We start from the raw sequence: 22,453 nt of genomic DNA, 5'->3' as shown, positions 1-22,453 counted from the left end.
TCCTGTGAGCGCACACGGAGCATCAGCAGTAGGTATCGCCAACGTGACCGCGGACGGTACCGTCCTCGACACCTGGTTCCCCGCACCGGAGCTGGGAACATTCGAGACGACCGGTACCGAGAACGTCGAGGGAACTGACATTCCTTCCGATCTCGCACTGCTGGCGGGAACCGACGAGGCACGCGAGGTTTCGCAGGTCATCGTCCGCACCACCATCGCTGACCTCTCCAAGGCTCCCGTCGACGCGTACGACGTCTACCTGCGCCTTCACCTGCTTTCCCACCGCCTCGTCGCTCCGCACGGCGTCAACCTCGACGGCCAGTTCGGCCTCCTCGCCAACGTTGTGTGGACCAACTTCGGGCCCTGCGCTGTCGAAGGCTTCGAGCAGGTCCGCTCGCGTCTGCGCATCCGCGGCGTTGTCACCGTCTTCAGCGTCGACAAGTTCCCCCGCATGGTCGACTACGTCGTCCCCTCGGGTGTCCGTATCGCCGACGCCGACCGTGTCCGTCTGGGCGCACACCTCGCCTCCGGCACCACTGTCATGCATGAAGGCTTCGTGAACTTCAACGCCGGCACACTCGGCAACTCCATGGTCGAAGGCCGCATCTCCGCAGGCGTCGTCGTCGACGACGGTTCCGATGTGGGTGGCGGCGCGTCCATCATGGGCACCCTGTCTGGTGGCGGCAAGGAAACGATCTCCGTCGGCAAGCGTTGCCTCCTCGGCGCCAACGCCGGACTCGGCATCTCCCTCGGGGACGACTGCGTCCTCGAAGCCGGTCTGTACGTCACCGCAGGCACCAAGGTCACCGGCCCCGACGGAACCGTCGTCAAGGCATTGGCTCTGAGCGGCAAGTCCAACCTGCTGTTCCGTCGCAACTCCGTTTCTGGTGCCGTCGAGGTCGTGCCGTGGAAGGGCACCGGCGTCGAATTGAATGCCGCACTTCACGCCAACGACTGATGAGTAATACCGACGCCCCCGAAGAAACGACCACCGCTCTCGGCCAGGGTCTCAAGGTCCGCCATCTGACGATGATGGGCCTGGGCTCCGCCATCGGAGCCGGCCTGTTCCTCGGAACGGGCGTCGGTATTGCGACGGCCGGTCCCGCGGTCCTACTGTCCTACATCATCGCGGGCGCCGTAGTCGTCTTCGTGATGCGAATGCTCGGCGAGATGGGCGCTGCGATTCCCGCCAGTGGTTCGTTCTCGCATTACGCGCGCCTCGGGATCGGCGAGTGGGCCGGATTTGTGATGGGCTGGCTCTACTGGTTCATGCTCATCATGGTTTTGGGCGCCGAGATCACCGGGGCGTCCGCCATCGTCAACGAATGGCTGCCGTCGATACCGCAATGGATGATCGCGCTGGTCTTCGTGGTGTTCTTTGCCATCGTGAACCTGGCCAAGGTCAGTAACTTCGGCGAGTTCGAATTCTGGTTCGCGGCAATCAAAGTCACCGTCATCATCGGCTTCCTGATCATCGGTGTACTGCTGGTGTTTGGCCTGCTTCCCGATACTGACCCGGTGGGAACCTCGAACCTCTTCGGACAGGGCGGGTTCATGCCCAACGGGTTCTCGGGTGTCGCTGCCGGCCTTCTTGTTGTTGCCTTCGCGTTCGGCGGTATCGAAATCGTCACCATCGCCGCGGCGGAATCGGAGAATCCGGAACGCTCCATCGCGCTCGCCGTCCGCAGCGTCGTCTGGCGTATCAGCGTCTTCTACATCGGCGCTATCTCGATCATGGTGTTGGTTCTGCCGTGGAACGATCCCGATCTCGAGACAAGTCCCTTTGTCTCCGTCCTCAATCTGGCCAACATCCCCGGTGTTGCCGGGTTCATGGAACTTGTTGTGGTTGTTGCCTTGCTGTCGGCCTTCAACGCCAACATCTACGGCACCTCACGCATGGCCTTCTCTCTGTCACGACGCGGCGACGGCCCCGCATTCATGGCCAAACTCTCGAGCACGGGAGTTCCGACCAATGCGGTATTGCTGTCCGTGTTCTTCGGCTTCGTCTCCGTCATGCTCAACTGGCTTCTGCCAGACGACCTCCTCGGCATCCTGCTCAATGCAGTCGGCGCCGCATTGCTCGTCATCTGGATTTTCATCGTGATCTCCCACCTTCGACTGCGGAAGCAACTCGAAGCCGAAGGCAAACTGACCATCCGCATGTGGCTGTTCCCGTACCTGAGTTACGCCACACTGGCGATGCTCGGAGCGTTTGTTGTCCTCATGCTGTTCGACGAAGACGCCCGGGATCAGTTGATCTCGACGGCAGTCCTTTTTGCGGTGATCGCCGCGCTCGGATACGCAAACTCGCGGTGGCGCAGGAGCAAGGCGCTCGCAGAAACCAGTTAGCTGACTCCCGAGTTACGCGAATCTGGAAACGAACCGCCGCTGCCACGGAGTTTCCACTGCTCGTCGCGAATAGCGTTCGCGCACGTAGGCAACCGCTCCCTCGGCGGCAACACCATCGAGCACCGTCAGACAAGCCAACGCTGTTCCCGTACGACCGAACCCACCGCCACACGCAATCTCCACCCGTTCGGTTTCGGATCGCAGCAAGAGCTCCTCCAGGGCACGCCGAAACTCCGGGCGATCGCTTGGCAGCCAGAAGTCGGGCCAGCGTATCCATCGGCTTTCCCATTCAAACGAAGAAGGTTGACGCGCTTGCGCATACAACCCGAAATCGGGCAGTGGCCCGTCAGGTAGTGGATTGCGCAATCCCCTACCCCGAACCAGCCGCCCCGACGGCAGCGGCATCACTCCATCGGCAGCCACATCCCACAAATTCATTCGAGCTCCTTGTTGCAGTGATCGCCACGCTCGGATACGCAAACTCGCGGTCGCGCAGGCCTACCCGAATGATTCCAACAGCTCGTCGGACGCCTGCAGCGGGGCATACCCGTCGGCGATGACGCGGCGGCAGCCATCGAGCTCGACGGTGAGCAATTGTTCCTGGTTCGTGAAACTGTCCACGTAATTCGTCGACGCCACCTCGGTGGCCACTGCGTCACAGTCGGGTGCGGGTGGGAGACCGTCGATGGTTTCCATTGTCGACGATGTACCGACAAATTCGGTGGAGGAGAATCGACAGAAATAGCTGCCCACAGACAGCGACGTCGGCATCGTGGTACCTGTTGTCGGAGGATGGTACGTCGGCCGGCAATTCGACAGTTCGTAGATCTGATCGTCGGACAACGGTATTCGATGTTCGGTACTGCCGACCGGCGTCAATTCTTTGACAGCGGCCAGGCCGCCGGGTTTCGGCAGTCCACACGAGTCGGAGGGATACCCCGGCCGTATTGCGCGGCCTCGGTCGTCGACCAACCAGAATTCCTCCAGCACGGCCAAGCTGTCGTTGTCGCCGCAGCCGGGAAACCCGGTCCTGTGCGAGGACGAGCGGTTCAGCAGTTCCACCGCCCAACCGAAATCGCCCTCCCAACTGTGCTCAGAGAAGCTGACGGTTCGGTCGGCCGCCACGTCGCCGCTGACAATCGGGTCGCACGTGACAGCCGCGACGGGTACAAAATCGTCCGGAACCGTCGCCCTTGGTGTCGCCTGGAGTGGGCCGATGGGATACGGGGTTGCGCACTCCAGAGTCTCGGCGTCGACGATTACGGCAACAGGACGGTCAGGGGTGGTCAGCTGCCAGATGCCGGCAACAGCGAGTACCACGATCATGATTGCGAACCATCGGCGGAGCATGAGCACACCGTATCGGTCCCAATCTGCGGCGCACGTCAATGTCCTCGAGCCAAAGACCTTCTTTCTGGTCAAAGCTATTGCGCAGGTGGATGTTCGACGGTAAGATCGAATACACGTTCGACATTACCGGGGGCATGATGACGACCGCAGTTTCCGACCACACGATTAAACAGTTTCGTTCAGTACTCATCGACATGGATCGTTCCGTCGACAATGCAGCACGAATTGACTTGCTGCGTGCACTCGAGGAACTGAAAGGCAGTTGTGCAGGCGCACAAGCATTGCTAGCTGCTGATCTAGATGCTTCCACTCGCAAAGACCGTGGCGAACGCGGCGTTCCAGTTGCACATCAGGGTCGCGGAATCAACGCCCAAGTTGCTCTCGCTCGTCGCGAATCAGTCTGGTCAGGCACTCAACACCTGAGCCTTGCCCGCGCATTGAACGACGAGATGCCCTACACACTCAGGCTCCTGATCTACGGTGCCATCAACGAGCAGCGGGCCACCATTCTCATGCGCGAAACCGCCTGCCTCACAGTCCAAGATCGCGCCGCACTCGATCGCGAGTTCTGCTGCGACGCAGATAACCTGGCTGGCTGCGGAGACCAACAACTGACCGCCAGAATCCGCGCACGCACCGCCGAGGTAGATGCTGAAAGCATGGTTCGGCGCGCCCGCAAAGCCGTGGGTGACCGGCGGGTGACATCACGGCCGGCGCCCGACACTATGTGCTACCTCAGTGTTCTGCTCCCTGTCACGGAAGGGGTTGCCGTTCACGCCACATTGATGCGAGATGCAGATTCCATCCTCGCGCGTGGCGATGATCGCACTCGCGCTCAGATCATGGCCGATCTCGTCGTCGAGCGAGTCACCGGAATCGGCCGCGCAACGCCCACACCCGTCACCGTGAATCTTGTGATTTCCGACCAAGCACTGTTCGGCGACGCCACCGATCCCGCGCACGCCAACGGCTACGGGCCTATCCCCGCCGGCATTGCCCGAGAGTGGATTGCGCAGTCCGGCAAAGACATCCGGAGGCTCTATGCCTGCCCCTCCACGGGAGAGCTGACAGCTATGGAGTCCAAGTCCAGAATCTTCCCGAAGGGACTGGCGCAGTTGATCGACCTCCGCGATCGAAGCTGCCGCACACCGTGGTGCGACGCACCCGTTCGTCATCGCGACCACATTCGCGACCACCAGAGAGGCGGCGCCACCAGCGCAGTCAACGGTGCAGGACTGTGCGCGGCATGCAATTACGCCAAACAGGGATTGGACTGGTACGCCGAAACCGACGATCACGCACCCGGCACCAGGCACTCCTTCACGACCACAACGCCTACCGGCCACCGGTATTCGTCGGTCGCTCCACCACTTCCGATGCCGTGGGCCAGCCCCGAAGCCGCCTAAACAGTCACGCGGGCGAGGCAGATCCGGGCAAGCTCGTCGAGTGGCACCGAGAGCACATCGGCGAGTGCGGCAATCGTGACAAACGCCGGCGTCGGCATGCGCCCGGTCTCGATCTTGCGCAGTGTTTCCGGCGAAATCGCGGCGGCCTCCGCCACATCGACAAGCGTGCGACCACCGCGGGCCTGACGCAGATGGGCGCCCAACTGCTGACCGACAGCAAGCTGGGCCGGAGTTAACGGAAGTCGCACCATGCGACCAGAGTACCGTATGGTGGTATTTTAATACCGGCCCGAAAGGAAATTCCTGTGGTGGAACTGAAAACAACCAACGAGATCGAAGCAATGCGCGTCACCGGCGCGTTCATCGCCGAACTACTCGCCGATCTCGCTGCTCGCGCCAAGCCCGGAGTCAATCTCCTCGACCTCGAGCACCGCGCCCGCCACCTGATCGAAGAACGCGGCGCCGTGTCCTGCTACTGGGACTACTCACCGTCCTTCGGACGTGGACCCTTCCGCAACGTCATCTGCCTTTCCGTCAACGACGCAGTGCTGCACGGACTTCCGCACGACTACGTGCTACAGGACGGCGATCTGCTGACCATGGACATCGCGGTCTCCATCGACGGGTGGGTTGCAGACTCGGCGCGCAGTCTCATCGTCGGCGTTCCCCGCGCCGAGGACCAACGCCTCATCGAAGCCACCGAACGTGCCCTCACCGCTGCTATTGCAGTCGCCCGGCCAGGCAATCGCCTCGGCGACATCTCCGCTGCGATCGGCGCTGTCGCAGCCGATTACGGCTACCCCGTCAATACCGAATTCGGTGGCCACGGACTCGGCCGCACCATGCACGAAGATCCGCACATCCCCAACATCGGACGCGCAGGTCGCGGCATGAAACTGCGACGCGGACTGACCCTCGCGATCGAACCCTGGTTCGCTCTCACAACCGACAAGATCATCTTCGACGACGACGGATGGACCATCCGCTCGGCCGACGGATCACGCACAGCGCACAGCGAACACACCATTGCCGTCACCGACGGTGATGCGCTCGTCCTGACGCGCTAAGCGCCGCGGTGAGCCAATGCGTTGACAAATACGCCGGAAATTTCCGACGGATCACGGGCGATGTAGGTGGACCCGCCGGTGACGCGTGAAATGTCTGCCAGCGCAGCCGCATCGGCGTCGTCGGTGATTCCGATGGTCACGATGATCACCGGTCGCGCTGGGTCCTGCTCCCGTTCGAGCACGTCGAGCAACTGCTCGCGCGTGATGCTGTCGGGATCCTCGTTAGCACCGTCGGTCAGGATGATCACACTGTTGACCGCGCGCGGGTCGTACGATTCCTGAACTTTCCGAAACGCCGCGAGCGTGGTGTCGTAGAGGCCCGTTGCGCCGCGCTTGAGTTTCGTCAAGGTCTTGGTCTGCTCTGCCATGAGGCTTCGCTGCGTTAATCCACCAACCATGGTGTCGTAGCGGCGAATCGGAACCAGTTCCTGGTAGTCCTGGGTTCCGTTCATGCCCTGGGAGAAGGCCCAGAGTCCGGCTGCGACACTGTCCGGGAACACCTGGTTGCCGGTGAGCGCGGCAGCTGTCGTGAGGTCCATACGGGTCTTCCCACCGGCGGCCGGGAAGTCCATCGACGACGACACGTCGATCGCGACGAGAGTACGGATCGGTTTAGCCAACAATGCCCAGGATCCGAGCGTCTTGTCGAGCGCGGCTTGATCCGGCACCGGCAAGGCCTGGACAGCTCCGACGCCCCCATCTACCTGTCCCTGGCCGGACGGGTCGCGAAAACCGTTGCGAGACAGTATTTCCTGTGACTCCGGGCTCTCGAAAAGCGCCGCGAGGACTTTTGCTTTCTGCGCCGCGGCGTAATGGCGATCGGGCGCCGAGGCACTTACCACCAACGGATAGTCCATCAGCACGGTTCCGGTGGACGGTACCGTCGCGCTGATGGCGGAGTTTGCGAACTGGGTGACCTGCTGTTCGGTCGACACCCCCACCTTGCCGGTAGTGACAAGTTCGGTCAGCATCTTCGCGCCGACAGGCTGGTCCTCGGCGCGCACACTTTCGGCCTGGGCGTGCGGCACCAAAGCTGTGCGAACAGCATCCGCGCCGCTCCCGCTCTCGGCCAGTGCAGCCTGGATCGGGGCGGACGCGATTCCGGTGGACAGCGGATTGCCGAGGGCAAGATCGGGCACTTGGAGCACCGACAGCCAGTCGGCAAACTCCTCACCTCCGGATGCCAGCACCACTGGAGACGTCGCGATGGAACCGCCGGCGGCGGCAACCGGACCGGCCGCGGTGAGGGCTGCTTTGCTGATCCACGACGTGGAGTCCGGAATCCACAGATCCGGTGCATCGGCGCCCTTACCCAATCGTCCGACCACGTCGCCTGGCAGTGCTGCTTCGACAACGACGTGCATGCAGTCCGTCTGCTCCGGGGTGGTTCCGGCCAACACCTCGGATATCGACGGCGCTATGGACGGGTCTGCTGCCAGGGTGAAGTCTTCGACGCTGTCGCAGGTATCGGGTTGCACGGACTTGAAGACGACAATTCCGGTGGCAACGAGCGCCAGCGCAACCATCCCGCCGACTGCGTAAAAACCGAATGATCGCCCGCTGTCAGCGCTCGAATGCCGTCCGCCCGCCATGAAACCTGTCCCTCCGATGCCAGTTGCGCACGCAACTGGAGCAAGTCTTACCGGCGGGTAGTGTAGCGAAAAACACAGAAAAACCAACCAAACAAGATTATTCGGGCAGTAACAAGCGCTTTTGCACCTTGCCCATCGCGTTCCGCGGCAGGGTGTCGACAAACCGAATTTCGCGTGGACGCTTGTGCGCGGACAACTGCGCACCCACCAGATCCACGAGGTCCGGTTCTGTGACCTCGGGTGTTGAGGGCCGCCGAACAACCCATGCCACAATCCGCTGGCCGAGGTCAGGATCGGGAACGCCGACCACCGCGACCTCGGCGACACCGGGATGCCCCAGGATGGCCGTCTCGATCTCGCCGGCACCCACTCGGAAGCCACCCGTCTTGATCAGATCGATGGATTCACGGCCGACGATGCGGTGGAATCCCTCCTCGTCGACGACCGCGACGTCACCGGTCTTGAAGAAACCGTCCTCGGTCCACGATTCGGCAGTGGCATCAGGGCGATTGAGGTAGCCGTCGAACAGCATGGGTCCACGAACCTGAAGTCCACCGATGCTCTCGCCGTCGTGAGGCACGTCGTTACCGGCCTCGTCGCGCAACCGGGTCTCGACCCCGCGCACCGGTAAACCCACCCAGCCTGGCCGACGCTCGCCGTCCGCACGGGTGCTGAGGGTCAGCATGGTCTCGCTCATTCCGTACCGCTCGATAGGAGCATGGCCGGTGAGGGCGCGCAGCTTCTCGAATACCGGCACGGGCAGCGGTGCGCTACCGGAGACGAGCAGCCGGGCCGAAGCCAACGCCCGCGCCGACGCTTCGTCGTCGGCAATTCGCGACCACACCGTCGGCACCCCGAAGTAGAGGGAGCCGCCGGCGTCCGCGTACGCCTGCGGTGTCGGTTTCACAGTGTGGACCAACCGGCTGCCCACTCGTAGTGGTCCGAGCACGCCCAGGATCAGTCCGTGGACGTGAAAGAGAGGCAATCCGTGGACAACGGTGTCTCGGTGTGTCCACTGCCAGGCCTCCGCCAAGGCATCGAGACCTGCGGCAATTGCCTGCCGACTCAGCAGCACACCCTTCGGCGGTCCGGTCGTTCCCGAGGTGTAGAGGACAAATGCAGTGGATTGCGGCGCCGGTTCCGGGTAGCTGTGCCACGAACGGGCGTGCAGGCGAACCGGAACCACCGGCAGGCCGACGCACAATTCGTCGGTCTCCCCCAGCCACGCCTGGGCGCCGGAGTCCTTCAGTATGTGTTCACGTTCGGCCGTTCCCGAATCCGGTGGCACAGGCACAACAGTGACGCCTGCGATGAGCGCTCCGACTACCGCCAGGATGGTCTTTGCCGTGGGAGTCGCCAGCACCGCAACACGCTCGGCCTGCGCAACCCGCTCTGCCACCGACGTGGCAGCGCCGAGAATATGGCTGCGCGAGAGAACCGTATCCCCGATGGTGATCGCGTCTTCGACGTCGTCGCCGCGGGCGATGGCAAGGGGATTCAGTGATCGAAGCAGCATTTTGACAGCATCTCACAACGCAGAAATCCCACTGCGTCGCAGCATCACTGTCTGGCCACGACCGAGCGCAGGAAGAACGCAAGATTCGCCGGCCGTTCCGCGAGCCTGCGCATGAAATACGGGTACCACGCGGAGCCGTACGGAACATATGTCCGGACGTGCTGCCCCTCGGCAACCAGCCGTGCTTGCTCGGGTTCCCGGATACCGAACAACATCTGGTACTCGAATCGCTCGACACCACGAAACATCCGGGCCGCCGCCGCGATCACCACCGGATCATGCGACGCCACCATCGGGTATCCCGTTCCCCGGCACAGGATATCGAGACACCGCAGGTACGACGCCGTCACATCCTCGCGCCGGATATAGGCCACCGCCTCGGGCTCGTTGTACGCACCCTTGCACAGCCGGATCCGCGCATCATCGAAAGCGAGGCAATCCGATTCGGTGCGCCGCAGGTAGGCCTGCAGGACAGTGCCCAGCCACGGGAAATCGGCGCGCAACGATCGCACGGTCGCGAGCGTCGCATCGGTGGTGGTGTGGTCCTCCGCGTCCACGGTCACCCACACTCCGGCGGACTGAGCTGCCGCGCAAATAGTTCGAGCGTTTTCGGCGGCTACATCGGTATTCAACTCTGCGCCCAACGACGACAGTTTCACCGACACCTCGACCCGCGGTACCGGAGCAAGCGTGCCGGAAAACTTCCCCAATTCCTCGATCAGCGACAGGTATTCGTGCACGGTTGCCCGCGCCGACCCTGCGTCCGTGACGTTCTCTCCCAAGAAGTCGACGGAGACGTACCGGCCGTCGTCGAGTAATCGGCTCACCACCGCTATCGCGTCGCTGCGCTCGCGGCCGGCGACAAACCGGTTCACCACTTGACGGCTGAGCGGCGCCCGGGTAATCGCATGCTCGCATCGAGGAGAACGAGCGACCGCCAGGATGACCGGGCGTAGCGAATTGGTAAGCACAGCAGACGGTTTCACGTCTCGTTCCCCTGGTGCGGATATCGGTAGTCCGTCGGAGCGACAAAGGTTTCCTTGACCGTACGGGCCGACACCCAGCGCAACAGGTTGATGGGCGAACCCGCCTTGTCGTTGGTGCCGGATCCGCGGGCGCCACCAAAAGGTTGTTGCCCCACTACCGCTCCGCTCGGCTTGTCGTTGACGTAGAAATTGCCGGCCGTGAATCGCAGTGCGGCGGTTGCCTGAGCTACTGCCGCTCGATCGGCGGCAAAAATCGATCCCGTCAACGCGTATGGCGTCGCAGCATCCACCTCTTCCAGGATCTGGGCAAAGGAATCGTCGTCGTAGACGTGAATCGAGAGGATCGGACCGAAATACTCGTCGGTCATGGCCTGGTCACGTGGATCGTCCACCAGCAGGACCGTCGGCCGCACGAAGTATCCGACGCTGTCGTCGGACTTGCCGCCGACCGCGATCGTGATACCGGGGGTGGCCCCCGCCCGTTCGATTGCCGCCGCACTCTTGTCGAACGCCCGACGGTCGATGACGGCGCCGCCGAAGTTCTCGAGATCGTTGACGTCGCCGTAACTGATTGCGTCGACCTGCCCGAGAAAGCCGTCCCGCATCGATGTCCACAGACTTCTGGGAATGTAGGCGCGTGAAGCCGCCGAACACTTCTGACCTTGGTATTCGTAGGCACCTCGGATCAGCGCAGTCGTGAGGATCTCCGGGTCCGCCGAGGAATGCGCGACAACAAAGTCCTTGCCGCCGGTCTCGCCGACCAGACGCGGATAACCTGCATATTTGTCGATGTTCGCACCTACCTGCGCCCACAGTGACTTGAATGTTCGGGTCGAACCTGTGAAGTGAATTCCCGCGAGACGTCGATCCTGCAGTGCCACTGCGGAAATGTCCGGGCCGTCGCCGGTCACCAGGTTGATCACGCCAGGAGGCAGACCCGCTTCTTCGAGCAGTTGCAGCGTCAGATACGCCGCCACGCTCTGAGTTGGTGACGGCTTCCAGAGAACGGTGTTGCCCATCAGCGCCGGGGCGGTCGGAAGATTGCCGGCAATCGCGGTGAAATTGAACGGCGTGACTGCGTAGACAAACCCCTCGAGCGGCCGGTAGTCCATCCGATTCCAGACGCCCGGCGACGACTGCGGCTGTTCCTCCAGGATCTGACGCGCGAAGTGCACGTTGAATCGCCAGAAGTCCACCAACTCGCAAGGCGCGTCAATCTCGGCCTGCTGCACCGACTTCGACTGACCCAACATCGTTGCCGCCGCGATCCGCTCGCGCCAGGGCCCGGACAGAAGGTCGGCAGCTCTCAAAAGCACGGCAGCTCGGTCGTCGAACGACAGTTCGCGCCAACCCGGTGCTGCTGCGGACGCGGCCTCGATCGCCCGGGCAGCGTCGTCACCGGTGCCGTTGTGAAACGTGCCGAGGACGTGGGCGCGGCGGTGCGGTTCGACAACATCAACCGACGCACCCGAGCCGCGCACCTCCACTCCACCGATCACATGCGGAATCTCGAGGTGCTCGTCGGACACAGTCCGCAAAGCCGATCGGAGCCTTTTCCGCTCGGGGCTACCGGGCGCATAGGAATGAACCGGCTCGTTGGCCGGAATCGGAACTGCGGTAACGCCGTCCATATCGCCCTCCGTAACCGAAAAACGCCTACCTTCAGTATCTCCCCTGGAATGCCCTCGATAGTGTGCGAATACACCCGCAGCGCTCGAATCGAAGGATGGCTCATGACCACACTGAACGACCTGCTCACAAAAATCGGTTCACAGTCCATCCAGATCGTCGACCTCACCGCCCCCTTGAGTTCCACCACCCCGGTCCTGTCGCTGCCCGAGCCGTTTGCCAACACCATCCCCGCCAGCCTCGAACCCGTCAGCAATTTCGACGACGCCGGTCCGATGTGGAGCTGGAACAATCTGCACACCGGTGAGCACACCGGAACCCACCTCGATGCACCGACGCACTGGGTGAGCGGCCGCGACGGGCTGAGCGTCGATCAGATCCCGCCGAACCGGTTGATCGGCCCCATCGCCGTCATCGACGTCACCGCCGAGGTCGAGAAGAACGCGGACTTCGTGCTCGAACCCGAGCACATCGAAGCCTGGGAATCAGAGAACGGGCCCCTTCCCGAGGGCGCGTGGCTGATCCTGCGCACCGGATGGGGTTCGCGGGTGGGCGACCCGGAGCGCTTTGCCAACGCCGACGCCGACGGCCCGCACACCCCGGGTATCTCGGCAGCGGCAGCGAAGTGGCTGGCCGAATCGAGTCCGATCAGCGGTTTCGGAGTGGAGACGGTGGGAATCGATGCCGGCGCCGCAGGCGGTTTCGAGCCGATGTTTCCGGCGCACTACTACCTGTTGGGCAACAACAAATACGGACTCACCCAGTTGCTGAATGTCGACAAGCTGCCGACACTCGGCGCTGTACTCGTGGTCTCACCCCTGCCGATCGTCGGGGGAACCGGCAGTCCGGCCCGGGTCTTTGCATTGGTCGAGCGCTCGTGACGCTCGTGAATACCGTTGCCGACCTGGTCGGACGCACCCTCGCAGAGTTGGGCGTCGGGTATGCGTTCGGGGTAGTCGGCAGCGGAAACTTCACCGTCACCAATGCGCTACGGCGGCACGGAGTTCCGTTTGTCGCCGCCCGGCACGAGGGCGGCGCTGCCACCATGGCCGATGCCTACGCGCGCATGTCCGGAACGGTCGCCGTGGTCACCACCCATCAGGGATGTGGTTTGACCAATGCTCTGACCGGCATCACCGAAGCCGCCAAGAGTCGCACCCCGCTCATCGTGCTGACCGCCGATACCGCCGGCGCGGCAGTGCAATCCAACTTCAAGATCGACCAGGACGGTCTCGCTCGGAGCGTGGGCGCAGTGGCCGAGCGGGTACACAGCGCGGATTCTGCTGTCGCGGATACCGTTCGAGCGTTCAATACTGCCTGGCGCGAGCGCCGCACCGTCGTACTGAATCTTCCGCTCGATGTGCAAAGCCAGATCGCGGCCAGTGCAAACACGCCACCCAATGCGCCTGCACTCCAACATATTCGGCCGGATGGGATCGCGCTCGAAAAGTTCCTCGAACTACTTGCCGCCGCCGACCGCCCCGTTTTCGTGGCCGGACGCGGTGCTCGTGACGCCGGACCTGAGATCGCGGAACTTGCCCGCCACACCGGCGCGTTGGTTGCGACATCTGCCGTTGCTAACGGCTTGTTCCACTCGGATCCTTTCTCCCTCGGCATCTCCGGCGGGTTCTCGTCCCCTCGATCCGCGGAACTCATCGCCGGCGCCGACCTTGTTGTCGGATGGGGATGCGCGCTCAACATGTGGACCATGCGCCAGGGACATCTGATCGGCAAAGACACGACGGTTGTTCAAATCGATCTCGACTCCGCCGCACTGGGTGCCCACCGGCCGATCCACCTCGGCATTGTCGGCGACAGCGCGGCCACGGCCACCGACGCCTTGGACGCACTCGACAAGGCACCCGTCCGGGTCGGCTACCGCACCGATGCGGTTCGGGATTCGATTGCGACGGAATCGAAGTGGAGTCAGGTTCCGTTCGAGGATCTCAGCACCGAGCACTCGATAGATCCCCGGTTGCTCTCACTCGAACTCGACAGCATCCTCCCCACGGAGCGCACGGTGTCCGTGGATTCGGGGAACTTCATGGGATACCCCAGCGCCTACCTGTCGGTGCCGGATCACTTCGGTTTCTGTTTCACGCAGGCTTTCCAGTCCATCGGATTGGGATTGGCCACCGCTATCGGCACCGCGTTGGCGCAGCCGGATCGTCTGCCCGTTGCAGCCCTCGGCGACGGCGGCTTCCTGATGGGCATTTCGGAGCTGGAAACCGTTGCGCGGCTGAAACTTCCCCTGCTGATCGTGGTCTACAACGACAGCGTGTACGGGGCCGAAGTCCATCATTTCACCGACCCAGACACTGACCGCACTACCGTGACCTTCCCGGACACCGATCTCGCGGCCATTGCCCGCGGTTACGGCGCCGACGGCCTCACGGTACGCACGGCCCGAGACCTGGACGCCGTGCGTACATGGGTAAGCGGGCCACGTAGTGGCCCGCTTGTCATCGACGCCAAGATCAGCAGCGACGGCGGATCCTGGTGGTTAGCCGAAGCCTTTAAGGGCCACTAAAGGCTTGTCGTCAGCCGCTTTGCCGCAGCGGCAATCCGCTCGTCCGTGGCGGTCAGTGCGATCCGCACGTGCTGACCGCCGGTCGGGCCGTAGAACTCGCCCGGTGCAACCAGGATGCCTCGCTCCGCGAACCAGGCAACAGTATCTCGGCAGGCCTCGCCCCGCGTAGCCCACAGGTACAGGCCGGCTTCGGAATTGTCGACGGTGAATCCTGCACTGCGCACCGCGTCGAGCAGGATGGTCCGACGCTCACGGTAACGCTCACGCTGCACATTTTCGTGCAGATCGTCGCCGAGCGCGGCTTCCATCGCGGCCTGGATGGGCAGCGGCAGAATCATTCCAGCGTGCTTGCGGACCTCGAGAAGTTCCGCGACCAATGCCGGATCTCCGGTGACAAAACCGGCGCGGTAGCTCGCGAGATTCGACGTCTTCGACAGTGAATGCACGGCCAGCAGACCAGTGAGGTCACCGTCATTGACGCGGGGATCGAGGATGGACAGTGCGTCCGATTCCCAGGTCAGGCCGAGGTAGCACTCGTCGGATACGACGATGGCTCCGCGCTCACGTGCCCACGCCACCACCTTCTGCAGGTGCTCGAGACCGAGAACCTTGCCGGTGGGGTTGGACGGTGAGTTCACGAAGATCAGCGACGCCGATTCGGGACCGAGCTTGTTCAAGCCGTCGGCCCGCAAGATCCGAGCGCCGGCGAGCTTCGCGGCAACCTCGTAGGTGGGGTATGCCAACTCCGGAATGACCACAAGATCGTCGCCGCCCAGACCCAGAAGGGTCGGCAGCCACGCGATCATTTCCTTGGTACCGATCGCGGGCAGCACTGCCGCCGGATCGATATCGGGGATGTTGTATCGCCGATCGAGTGACTCGGCGATCGCCTCACGCAGGGAGAGGGTGCCGTGGGTGGTCGGGTAGCCCGGAATCTCCGCAACGGATGCAAGAGCTTCCTGGATGAGCGGGTCCACCGGATCCACCGGGGTGCCCACCGACAGATTCACGATGCCGTCGGGATGTGCGTGTGCCGTGGCTGTGACATCCGCCAGGGAGTCCCAGGGAAAATCGGGAAGCCCGGCGGCCACCGGAGTACGAGACAAGATCTCTATTCCTCACCCATGGGAGGCAGCGCCTTGATGAACGGCGTGTCGTAGTCGACCTTGCCGAGCTTGGCGGCTCCACCCGGTGAGCCGAGGTTGTCGAAGAAATCGACGTTTGCGCTGATGTAGGGGCTCCACTGCTCCGGAACGTCGTCTTCGTAGAAGATCGCTTCGACAGGGCAGACAGGTTCACACGCGCCGCAGTCGACACATTCGTCGGGGTGGATGTAGAGCATGCGTCCACCCTCGTAGATGCAGTCGACGGGGCATTCTTCGATACATGCCTTGTCCATCACATCTACACACGGTTCAGCAATCGTGTAGGTCACTGCCTTCTCTCCCTGCCTTCCAGAGGTGCGCCTGCTGCGCGCAAGCGACTTAACACATTTCAGCCTACTGTGGTGGCGTTCCGCGACCGAATCGCGATCCACTTCTCGCCCGCGGACGCGGCCCGCACAAGCGCGCCGCGCTCACCGAAATAGTCCGCGACCACGCCGATCACCGGAATCTTCCCGACGATCTCGTACGGCTTGGTGCGCAGAGGACGCTTATGCAGTTCGTCGCCGATTGCTCGAAAAGTTTGTGCGGTTTGCCAAAGCGTTCCGATCAGAGCGAATGGTCGCCATGTCCCATCCGTACTGGTGACAGCCTTTTCGGTGAAGTCCTCATCGTCCAGCAGATCGCGAGTGCTGACTTCTCGGCGACAGAGAACGGACGCCAGGAGGTCAACCTGCTGATCACGTTCCGTCACGCCGTGCTCGCGGGCGACGGCCACCAGGACAACAGCCTGGTTGGCAAAGGCCAGCAAGTCCTGGATCGGAAACCGGTTGAGCAAAACCCCGAAAATTCCGGGAAATGCCACAGCGACCGTGTTGAGGGCGCCAAGTCGGGTGGTCCACCATTTCGATCGCTGCTCATCCGTCATGACGGACCACGCCGCGGTACCGGGGAACTTGATCACGTCCAGAACCCAGGCAACGGCGTCGAGAACTGTCTCTGCCGCGCTGCGCTCGGGGTCCGTGGGCTCGAAACTACGACGCTTGATGCCGAACGGATCGCTGTACGCGAGGTCGAGGACCGGGTTGATGCCCCAGACCGCTCGATCGAGCACCTCGACTACTCGGCGATCACCCAGGATGTCTGCCATCAGACGGCCACCCCGTCACGACGCGCGTGCGTGGTGGTGCGCTCACGAGCCGGTCGACCGATGCCTTCGGCGATCGCCCGCAGTTCTGCGACGGTCTTCTCGCTGCCGTGCTCGGACCCGGCCATCCGGGAGATGGTCTCTTCCATCAGGGTTCCGCCGAGGTCGTTGGCGCCGCCGTTGAGCATCATCTGCGTTCCGGTGATACCCAGTTTGACCCAGCTGGTCTGGATGTTGGAGATCCGCCCGTGCAGCATGATGCGGGCAAGCGCGTGCGCCGCGCGGTTGTCGCGAATGGTCGGGCCGGGACGGGACGCCCCCGCCAGATACAGCGGGGCGCTCTGATGCACGAAAGGCAGCAACACGAACTCCGTGAATCCGCCTGTACGGTCTTGGATTCCACGTAGCACGTTGAGATGGCCGACCCAGTGGTGCGGCTGATCGACGTGCCCGTACATCATGGTCGAACTCGATCGCAGGCCCACTTCGTGCGCCGTGGTGACCACTTCGATCCACTCGGCCGTAGGCAATTTGCCCTTGGTCAGGATCCAGCGCACCTCGTCGTCGAGGATCTCCGCCGCGGTGCCGGGAATCGTGTCGAGACCGGCTTCGCGCAGCGCCGTGAGCCAGTCGCGGATGCTCTCACCACTACGTGAAGCACCGTTGACGATTTCCATCGGCGAGAACGCGTGGACGTGCATCGACGGCACGCGCTTCTTGACCGCACGCACCAGATCCGCGTAACCGGTGACCGGCAGTTCCGGGTCGATTCCGCCCTGCATGCAGACTTCGGTGGCACCGGCGACGTGCGCCTCCCACGCCCGGTCCGCTACTTCCTCGGCCGAGAGCGTGAAAGCGTCGGCGTCGCCCTTGCGCTGCGCAAATGCGCAGAATCGGCAGCCGGTGTAGCAGATGTTGGTGAAGTTGATGTTCCGGTTCACGACGTAGGTGACGTCTTCGCCGATGGCATCCTTGCGGAGCGCATCTGCCAGTGCCACAACGGCTTCCAGCCCTGGGCCCTCGGCGGTGGCCAGCGCCAGGTATTCGTCGTCGGAGCACCCGGCAGGATCACGCTCGGCACTGCGCAGTGCCGCAAGAAGATCCGTGTCGACGCGAACCGGAGCACTCAATTCCAGAACCTGCTCACGCACGGTTTCCCAGTCACCGAAGGCACTGCCCAGGTCGCTGCGAGTCTCGGTGTTGCGGCCGTCGGTGTCGATCTCGGTGTTGAGGTCGACTCGTCCGCTCGTCTCCCAGGATTCGTCCGGTTCCTGCCACGGCCGGCCCACCGGCTTGGTGTCGAGTTTGGCCAGTCCGGTCTTCGGATCGGCAAGTGCCTGAACGTGACCGGCGATCCGCGGGTCGATCCAGGGAGCACCGGCCAGAACATAGGCGGGCTGAGCGGCGGTGCGTTCGGTGAGCGTGAAGCCGCCTTCCGCACTGATCGCTGCCAGAGTCTCGAGGTTGGGCCACGGACGCTCGGGGTTGACGTGATCCGGAGTCAGGGGCGATACCCCGCCCCAGTCGTCGACGCCCGCGCCGAGAAGCGCAAGGCACTCGCTGTTCGAGACCAGATTCGGCGGACTCTGAATCCGCATCGACGGACCGAGCAGCAGACGCGCCACGGCGATCGCAGCCAGGAACTCGTCAAGCGAGGCGTCCGGGGAGTCTCGCATCGCGGTATCGGGCTTGGCCAGGAAGTTCTGGATGATGACTTCCTGAATATGACCGAAAGCCTTCTGCGACTTACGGATCGCCATGATCGACTCGGCCCGCTCGGCAAAGTTCTCGCCGATGCCGACCAGAATGCCGGTGGTGAACGGCACGTTCAGGCGACCGGCATCGGTCAGGGTCCGCAACCGGACGGCCGGGTCCTTGTCCGGGCTGCCGTAATGGCATTCACCCTTGTCCGTGAACAGCCTGGTAGCGGTGGTCTCGAGCATCATGCCCATCGACGGCGCCACCGGCTTGAGGCGCGAAAGTTCCTGCCAGCTCATCACACCGGGGTTGAGGTGCGGAAGAAGTCCGGTTTCCTCGAGCACCCGAATCGACATCGCCCGCAGGTAGTCCAGAGTCGAATCGTATCCACGCTCGTCGAGCCACTGCTTTGCTTCCGGCCAGCGCGCTTCCGGACGATCCCCCAAGGTGAACAGCGCTTCCTTGCAACCTAATTCAGCGCCCTGACGAGCAATCTCGAGGATCTCATCCGGTTCGAGGTACATGCCGCGTCCCTCGGCCCGCAACTTGCCAGGGACCTTGACAAACGTGCAGTAGTGGCACTTGTCCTGGCACAGGTGGGTCAGCGGAATGAACACCTTGCGCGAGTACGTCACCGTATTCGGGCGGCCGGCGGCTAACAAACCCGCGTCCCGAACCTTGGCCGCCGACGCGCACAGGTCCGCGAGGTCGGTTCCCCGGGCCTGCAGCAGCGTCGTTGCCTCGTCCACGTTCAGCGTCGCGCCGTCGCGAGCGCGGCGCAGCACGCGTCGCATCGCTGATGGGCTAGGCGACGCGGTCCCAGTTGCCGACGCGGACAGTCCAGGCATCGGAAGCATCGTGGGTTTGACGGAGTCATCACCAGTTCGGTTCACCTAGCGATCATGCGCCATACCCGACGACTACTGCCACTCGGTGCCGGAAGTACCAGAACTCAGCTAGGTGGATACTCCTCGTCGATCGCAACTTCACGCCGCTGATCGACAACATCGGCCGCGGGCGCGTCGAGCGGAATATCGGTCAGGTCAGGTTCGTCGGGAGTATTCGGATCTACCGGTGTTGCCTGTTCCAGAGCATCGGACTCCGGTGCCTCCGAGCTGAATGCCGAATCCTGTTCAGTCATCACGTGCTCCCTTCATGGTCGCCACACTCCACCATAGGGTGGTTGTCGACAGAACGCCTCAACTCGACCAAAGTAAGCACCATGACCGCGTCTAACACCATCACCATGGCCGATCCGCTGTGGCGTCCGAGCACCAAAGCACCCAGATTGTGGGCCATCACCGCAGCGCTTTTCTGGGCGCCGGTCATCGTCGCCGAAATTGTCTGCGCGATCCTGATCTCCGGCCTGCCGACCTGGGTGGTGGGGGCAGTAGGTGCGGTCACCGTGTTCTGCGCAGCGGTACACATTCTGATGGTGCCGATGTGGCGTTACCGGGTGCATCGCTGGGAAATCAGCGACACCGCCGTGTACACCCGCACCGGCTGGTTCACGCAGGAACGACGCATCGCCCCGATCTCGCGGGTCCAGACCGTCGACACCGAACGTGGCCCCATCGACCGGATGCTGGGGCTCGCTACCGTCACCGTGACTACGGCGTCGTCGGCAGGTGCCGTGAAGATCTCCGCCCTCGATCAGGACGTGGCCGACCGTACAGTTGCACAACTGACTGCAATCGCCGGGACCAATTCGAGCGACGCGACATGAACGAAATCGACAAACTCATGATCGACATTCCCGACGAAGCAGAATCCGCAGCCGCCGAGGCCGCGGAGCAGGAACAGCCGTGGCTTCGCCTCGACCGACGGATGCTGCTGGTCCATCCGATCAACGAAGTGGTCAAACTGCTTCCGGTCCTGCTGATTTCCTTTGTTCTCGGCAGCCAGAGCGGCAACCACTACTGGGGATTCGGTGTTGTAACGCTGCTCGTGATCTACGGCCTCCTGCGGTATTTCACCACCACCTATCGCATCGGCCCCGTCCACGTTCAGCTGCGCACCGGCGTCTTCCAGAAGAAGCTGCTCTCGGTGCCGCGCAGTCGCATCCGGTCCGTCGACGTCGAAGCCGGAGTCCTGCACCGCGTGCTGGGGCTGTCGATCGTGCGAATCGGCACGGGGCAGCGTGCCGGAAACGGCCATGATTCCAACAAATTCGAGCTCAACGCACTCTCGAGTGCGCTGGTTCCGGATCTACGCGCAGCCTTGCTGAGCGAGTCTCGGGGCACGCCCACACCCGATACACCGACCGCGCCGGTGTCTGCGGACGTCGAAATCGGGCACTGGCACGTGAGCTGGGTTCGGTTTGCGCCCTTCTCTTTCACCGGCATCGCGATCATCGCGGCAATCGTCGGCATCGCGTTCCAATACGGAATCGGCTCTGCGATCGCGAAGTCGTCCGCGGTCACCGGAGGCGTCGAATCGCTCGAAGGCCTCGGCATCACCGTGCTGGTCATTGTTCTGCTGGTGGCACTGCTCATCCTCTCCAGCGCCTTTGCGTGCATTCAGTATCTGATCGCGTTCGGCGACATGACGCTCACCGACAACGGTCGCATCCTGCACGTCAGCCACGGGCTGCTCAAGACCAGGGCGACAACGTTGGACCGGGCCCGGCTGCGCGGTACGACGCTCAAAGAACCTCTCCTGCTTCGACTTGCAGGCGGTGCGCGCCTGGACGCGATCATGACGGGAGTGAGTGCGGAGAAAAAAGAATCCTCGCTCCTGCTGCCGCAAGGCCCACGGGCCGAAGCGGAACGCGTCATGGCAACGGTCATCGGCGACAGCCGGCAGGCGTCCGTTCCGCTCATTCCCCACGGTGGGGCGGCCCGCCGCCGCCGATACACCCGAGCCCTGTTCCCTGCTGTGGCCGTTGCGGTCGCGGCAGTGGGCTGCCTGATCTTCGGAGTTCACGTGCCCACCTATGTCTGGGTCGCCGTCGTCGTGCTCGCTGTGGGCGGAGCGGGGCTTGCCTTCGACCGGTACAACGGACTCGGCCACGCGGTACTACCCGGCTGGCTCATCACCCGCAGCGGCTCCCTCGACCGCAAACGGCACAGCCTCGAAGCCGACGGCGTGATCGGCTGGACGGTCCGTGAAACGTTCTTCCAGCGACGCGCCGGAGTTGCCACCGTCATCGCCGCAACCCCGGCAGGCACCGGCGGCTACGACGTGATCGACCTGCCCGCCGAGAATGCGTGGGGTCTGATCGAAGCCGTCACGCCCGGAGCGCGCGACGTCTGGGCAAATCCTCGATGATCAACCGCGCCAACGCACCGAGGCGCGAGCGTTCCGGTTGGATGGTGGGCACGCCCAGAAGTTCCAACGGTGCGGCCGTCACCGGGCCGACGCAATAGGTTGGCACGTTGTCTCGCATCGCCGCGACGAAGCGTTCCAACTCCCCCATCTCCTTGGCCGTGCTGAGCATGGACGACACTGCCGGGGCGCTGGTGAAAGTGAGCGCGTCGATACTGCCCGAACGCACAGCGGAGACCAGTGCCCGCACCTGCGACTGATCCGGCGGCCGAATCCACCGGTAGACCGAGACTGCCGTGACCACCGCGCCGATGTCGGTCAACGACGCACTCAGATCGGTCAGCGGTTCCCATTCGGTGATGATCCCGTGCAGTTGAACGGCCACGCGAACACCGTCGACGCCCTCGCCGGCCAAGTGCGTCAGCACTTCCTCGGACGACTCCCCCGACGGCGACCATTCCTCACGCAAGCCCGCGCCGCGGATCGCCCCCATCGCCTTCGGACCGCGAGCCACGATGCGAGTCCGGTTCAGCGCGCCGAGAAACTGCTCCGTCAGATCCCACGACTCCACCGCCTCCAGCCAACCGCGGAACCCGATTCCCGTGCTGATCACCACGAGTTCCGGCGGATCCGCAATCAATGCCTCGGTCTGAACTCGCAGATCAGCGTCGTCGACCAGAGGAAGCACATGAATCACCGGGGTCCGGACCGTCTCCGCACCTCGCCGTTCGAGGAGCGTCGCAAATTCTTCCGAACGACGCTCCGCGGTCAGGGCGATCGTGACGCCCGCAAGATCTAGTTCAGCCACACTGC

Annotated in this window: 21 protein-coding genes; 8 read left to right on the top strand and 13 right to left on the bottom strand. The window is 63.3% G+C overall.

What is annotated here, in order from left to right:
• The first annotated feature begins 4 nt into the window (after nucleotides 1-4).
• Together dapD and RG2_RS20310 are read left to right on the top strand one after the other, a co-directional pair.
• Nucleotides 5-958, top strand: coding sequence for a 2,3,4,5-tetrahydropyridine-2,6-dicarboxylate N-succinyltransferase (gene dapD / locus RG2_RS20315; RefSeq protein ID WP_033234446.1), 954 nt, complete (start codon nucleotides 5-7; stop codon nucleotides 956-958).
• Nucleotides 958-2,349: an amino acid permease gene (locus tag RG2_RS20310; RefSeq protein ID WP_033234447.1), complete on the top strand. Its 1,392-nt coding sequence runs from the start codon at nucleotides 958-960 to the stop codon at nucleotides 2,347-2,349. Before dapD ends, RG2_RS20310 begins: the two co-directional genes overlap by 1 nt.
• Nucleotides 2,350-2,361: 12 nt before the next feature.
• Here RG2_RS20310 and RG2_RS20305 read toward each other — a convergent pair whose 3' ends face one another.
• Together RG2_RS20305 and RG2_RS20300 are read right to left on the bottom strand one after the other, a co-directional pair.
• Entirely contained in the window at nucleotides 2,362-2,787 is a 426-nt protein-coding gene (locus RG2_RS20305) for a protein-tyrosine phosphatase family protein (protein ID WP_033234448.1), read from the bottom strand.
• A 60-nt stretch (nucleotides 2,788-2,847) separates the two neighbouring features.
• A complete protein-coding gene (locus RG2_RS20300) occupies nucleotides 2,848-3,699 on the bottom strand; it encodes a hypothetical protein (RefSeq protein WP_033234602.1) in 852 nt (283 codons plus the stop codon).
• Between the two features lie 134 nt (nucleotides 3,700-3,833).
• Between RG2_RS20300 and RG2_RS20295 the strand changes: the two genes are divergently transcribed.
• Nucleotides 3,834-5,105 (top strand): HNH endonuclease, encoded by a 1,272-nt coding sequence (locus tag RG2_RS20295; RefSeq protein WP_033234603.1) that lies wholly within the window; start codon nucleotides 3,834-3,836, stop codon nucleotides 5,103-5,105.
• On the opposite strand, the gene RG2_RS20290 is transcribed toward RG2_RS20295, so the two are convergent.
• A complete protein-coding gene (locus tag RG2_RS20290; RefSeq protein ID WP_033234449.1) occupies nucleotides 5,102-5,356 on the bottom strand; it encodes a helix-turn-helix domain-containing protein in 255 nt (84 codons plus the stop codon). The two genes, RG2_RS20295 and RG2_RS20290, sit on opposite strands and share 4 nt — an antisense overlap.
• Before the next feature lie 54 nt (nucleotides 5,357-5,410).
• On the opposite strand from RG2_RS20290, the gene map reads away from it, so the two are divergent.
• Entirely contained in the window at nucleotides 5,411-6,172 is a 762-nt protein-coding gene (gene map / locus RG2_RS20285; protein ID WP_033234450.1) for a type I methionyl aminopeptidase, read from the top strand.
• Here the strand turns inward: map and RG2_RS20280 are convergent.
• From RG2_RS20280 to pruA, 4 genes are all read right to left on the bottom strand, one after another.
• A complete protein-coding gene (locus RG2_RS20280) occupies nucleotides 6,169-7,764 on the bottom strand; it encodes a substrate-binding domain-containing protein (protein WP_033234451.1) in 1,596 nt (531 codons plus the stop codon). The two genes, map and RG2_RS20280, sit on opposite strands and share 4 nt — an antisense overlap.
• A gap of 97 nt (nucleotides 7,765-7,861) precedes the next feature.
• A complete protein-coding gene (locus RG2_RS20275) occupies nucleotides 7,862-9,280 on the bottom strand; it encodes an acyl-CoA synthetase (protein WP_033234452.1) in 1,419 nt (472 codons plus the stop codon).
• Nucleotides 9,281-9,324: 44 nt separating this feature from the next.
• Complete coding sequence (locus tag RG2_RS20270; RefSeq protein ID WP_033234453.1) at nucleotides 9,325-10,266, bottom strand: proline dehydrogenase family protein; 942 nt, start codon at nucleotides 10,264-10,266, stop codon at nucleotides 9,325-9,327.
• Nucleotides 10,263-11,897, bottom strand: a complete 1,635-nt coding sequence (gene pruA / locus RG2_RS20265) for an L-glutamate gamma-semialdehyde dehydrogenase (RefSeq protein WP_033234454.1) — start codon at nucleotides 11,895-11,897, stop codon at nucleotides 10,263-10,265. Before pruA ends, RG2_RS20270 begins: the two co-directional genes overlap by 4 nt.
• Before the next feature lie 102 nt (nucleotides 11,898-11,999).
• Here pruA and RG2_RS20260 point away from each other — a divergent pair, with 102 nt between their 5' ends.
• Complete coding sequence (locus RG2_RS20260; RefSeq protein ID WP_033234604.1) at nucleotides 12,000-12,776, top strand: cyclase family protein; 777 nt, start codon at nucleotides 12,000-12,002, stop codon at nucleotides 12,774-12,776.
• Complete coding sequence (locus tag RG2_RS20255) at nucleotides 12,773-14,425, top strand: thiamine pyrophosphate-binding protein (RefSeq protein WP_116102074.1); 1,653 nt, start codon at nucleotides 12,773-12,775, stop codon at nucleotides 14,423-14,425. Before RG2_RS20260 ends, RG2_RS20255 begins: the two co-directional genes overlap by 4 nt.
• Here RG2_RS20255 and dapC read toward each other — a convergent pair.
• From dapC to RG2_RS20230, 5 genes are all read right to left on the bottom strand, one after another.
• On the bottom strand, nucleotides 14,422-15,531 hold the full coding sequence (gene dapC, locus RG2_RS20250; RefSeq protein WP_033234455.1) for a succinyldiaminopimelate transaminase: 1,110 nt from the start codon (nucleotides 15,529-15,531) through the stop codon (nucleotides 14,422-14,424). The two genes, RG2_RS20255 and dapC, sit on opposite strands and share 4 nt — an antisense overlap.
• A 5-nt stretch (nucleotides 15,532-15,536) precedes the next feature.
• Nucleotides 15,537-15,860, bottom strand: coding sequence for a ferredoxin (gene fdxA, locus RG2_RS20245; RefSeq protein WP_033234456.1), 324 nt, complete (start codon nucleotides 15,858-15,860; stop codon nucleotides 15,537-15,539).
• Between the two features lie 59 nt (nucleotides 15,861-15,919).
• The gene (locus RG2_RS20240; RefSeq protein WP_033234457.1) at nucleotides 15,920-16,678 is read right to left on the bottom strand and encodes a hypothetical protein; all 759 of its coding nucleotides are present in this window, start codon (nucleotides 16,676-16,678) and stop codon (nucleotides 15,920-15,922) included.
• A complete protein-coding gene (locus tag RG2_RS20235) occupies nucleotides 16,678-19,230 on the bottom strand; it encodes a bifunctional FO biosynthesis protein CofGH (protein ID WP_033234458.1) in 2,553 nt (850 codons plus the stop codon). Before RG2_RS20235 ends, RG2_RS20240 begins: the two co-directional genes overlap by 1 nt.
• 95 nt (nucleotides 19,231-19,325) lie before the next feature.
• Entirely contained in the window at nucleotides 19,326-19,514 is a 189-nt protein-coding gene (locus RG2_RS20230; RefSeq protein ID WP_033234459.1) for an Rv3202a family protein, read from the bottom strand.
• A gap of 81 nt (nucleotides 19,515-19,595) precedes the next feature.
• Between RG2_RS20230 and RG2_RS20225 the strand changes: the two genes are divergently transcribed.
• Nucleotides 19,596-20,099, top strand: a complete 504-nt coding sequence (locus RG2_RS20225; RefSeq protein ID WP_033234460.1) for a PH domain-containing protein — start codon at nucleotides 19,596-19,598, stop codon at nucleotides 20,097-20,099.
• Nucleotides 20,096-21,643 (top strand): PH domain-containing protein, encoded by a 1,548-nt coding sequence (locus RG2_RS20220; RefSeq protein WP_033234461.1) that lies wholly within the window; start codon nucleotides 20,096-20,098, stop codon nucleotides 21,641-21,643. The genes RG2_RS20225 and RG2_RS20220 overlap by 4 nt, the downstream gene beginning before the upstream one ends.
• On the opposite strand, the gene RG2_RS20215 is transcribed toward RG2_RS20220, so the two are convergent.
• A complete protein-coding gene (locus tag RG2_RS20215) occupies nucleotides 21,603-22,448 on the bottom strand; it encodes a uroporphyrinogen-III synthase (RefSeq protein ID WP_033234462.1) in 846 nt (281 codons plus the stop codon). The genes RG2_RS20220 and RG2_RS20215 overlap by 41 nt on opposite strands.
• Nucleotides 22,449-22,453 lie beyond the last annotated feature (5 nt).

The organism is Rhodococcus globerulus NBRC 14531, from assembly GCF_001894805.1.
Lineage (GTDB): Bacteria > Actinomycetota > Actinomycetes > Mycobacteriales > Mycobacteriaceae > Rhodococcus_F > Rhodococcus_F globerula.
This window is presented reverse-complemented; position numbering and strand designations above follow the sequence as displayed.

Excerpts from the sequence above, each read along its gene's own strand:
- RG2_RS20310 (WP_033234447.1), top strand. The coding sequence starts at position 958 with ATGAGTAATACCGACGCCCCCGAAGAAACGACCACCGCTCTCGGCCAG.
- RG2_RS20305 (WP_033234448.1), bottom strand. The coding sequence starts at position 2,787 with ATGAATTTGTGGGATGTGGCTGCCGATGGAGTGATGCCGCTGCCGTCG.
- RG2_RS20300 (WP_033234602.1), bottom strand. The coding sequence starts at position 3,699 with ATGCTCCGCCGATGGTTCGCAATCATGATCGTGGTACTCGCTGTTGCC.
- RG2_RS20295 (WP_033234603.1), top strand. The coding sequence starts at position 3,834 with ATGATGACGACCGCAGTTTCCGACCACACGATTAAACAGTTTCGTTCA.
- RG2_RS20290 (WP_033234449.1), bottom strand. The coding sequence starts at position 5,356 with ATGGTGCGACTTCCGTTAACTCCGGCCCAGCTTGCTGTCGGTCAGCAG.
- RG2_RS20280 (WP_033234451.1), bottom strand. The coding sequence starts at position 7,764 with ATGGCGGGCGGACGGCATTCGAGCGCTGACAGCGGGCGATCATTCGGT.
- RG2_RS20275 (WP_033234452.1), bottom strand. The coding sequence starts at position 9,280 with ATGCTGCTTCGATCACTGAATCCCCTTGCCATCGCCCGCGGCGACGAC.
- pruA (WP_033234454.1), bottom strand. The coding sequence starts at position 11,897 with ATGGACGGCGTTACCGCAGTTCCGATTCCGGCCAACGAGCCGGTTCAT.
- RG2_RS20260 (WP_033234604.1), top strand. The coding sequence starts at position 12,000 with ATGACCACACTGAACGACCTGCTCACAAAAATCGGTTCACAGTCCATC.
- RG2_RS20240 (WP_033234457.1), bottom strand. The coding sequence starts at position 16,678 with ATGGCAGACATCCTGGGTGATCGCCGAGTAGTCGAGGTGCTCGATCGA.
- RG2_RS20235 (WP_033234458.1), bottom strand. The coding sequence starts at position 19,230 with ATGCTTCCGATGCCTGGACTGTCCGCGTCGGCAACTGGGACCGCGTCG.
- RG2_RS20230 (WP_033234459.1), bottom strand. The coding sequence starts at position 19,514 with ATGACTGAACAGGATTCGGCATTCAGCTCGGAGGCACCGGAGTCCGAT.
- RG2_RS20225 (WP_033234460.1), top strand. The coding sequence starts at position 19,596 with ATGACCGCGTCTAACACCATCACCATGGCCGATCCGCTGTGGCGTCCG.
- RG2_RS20220 (WP_033234461.1), top strand. The coding sequence starts at position 20,096 with ATGAACGAAATCGACAAACTCATGATCGACATTCCCGACGAAGCAGAA.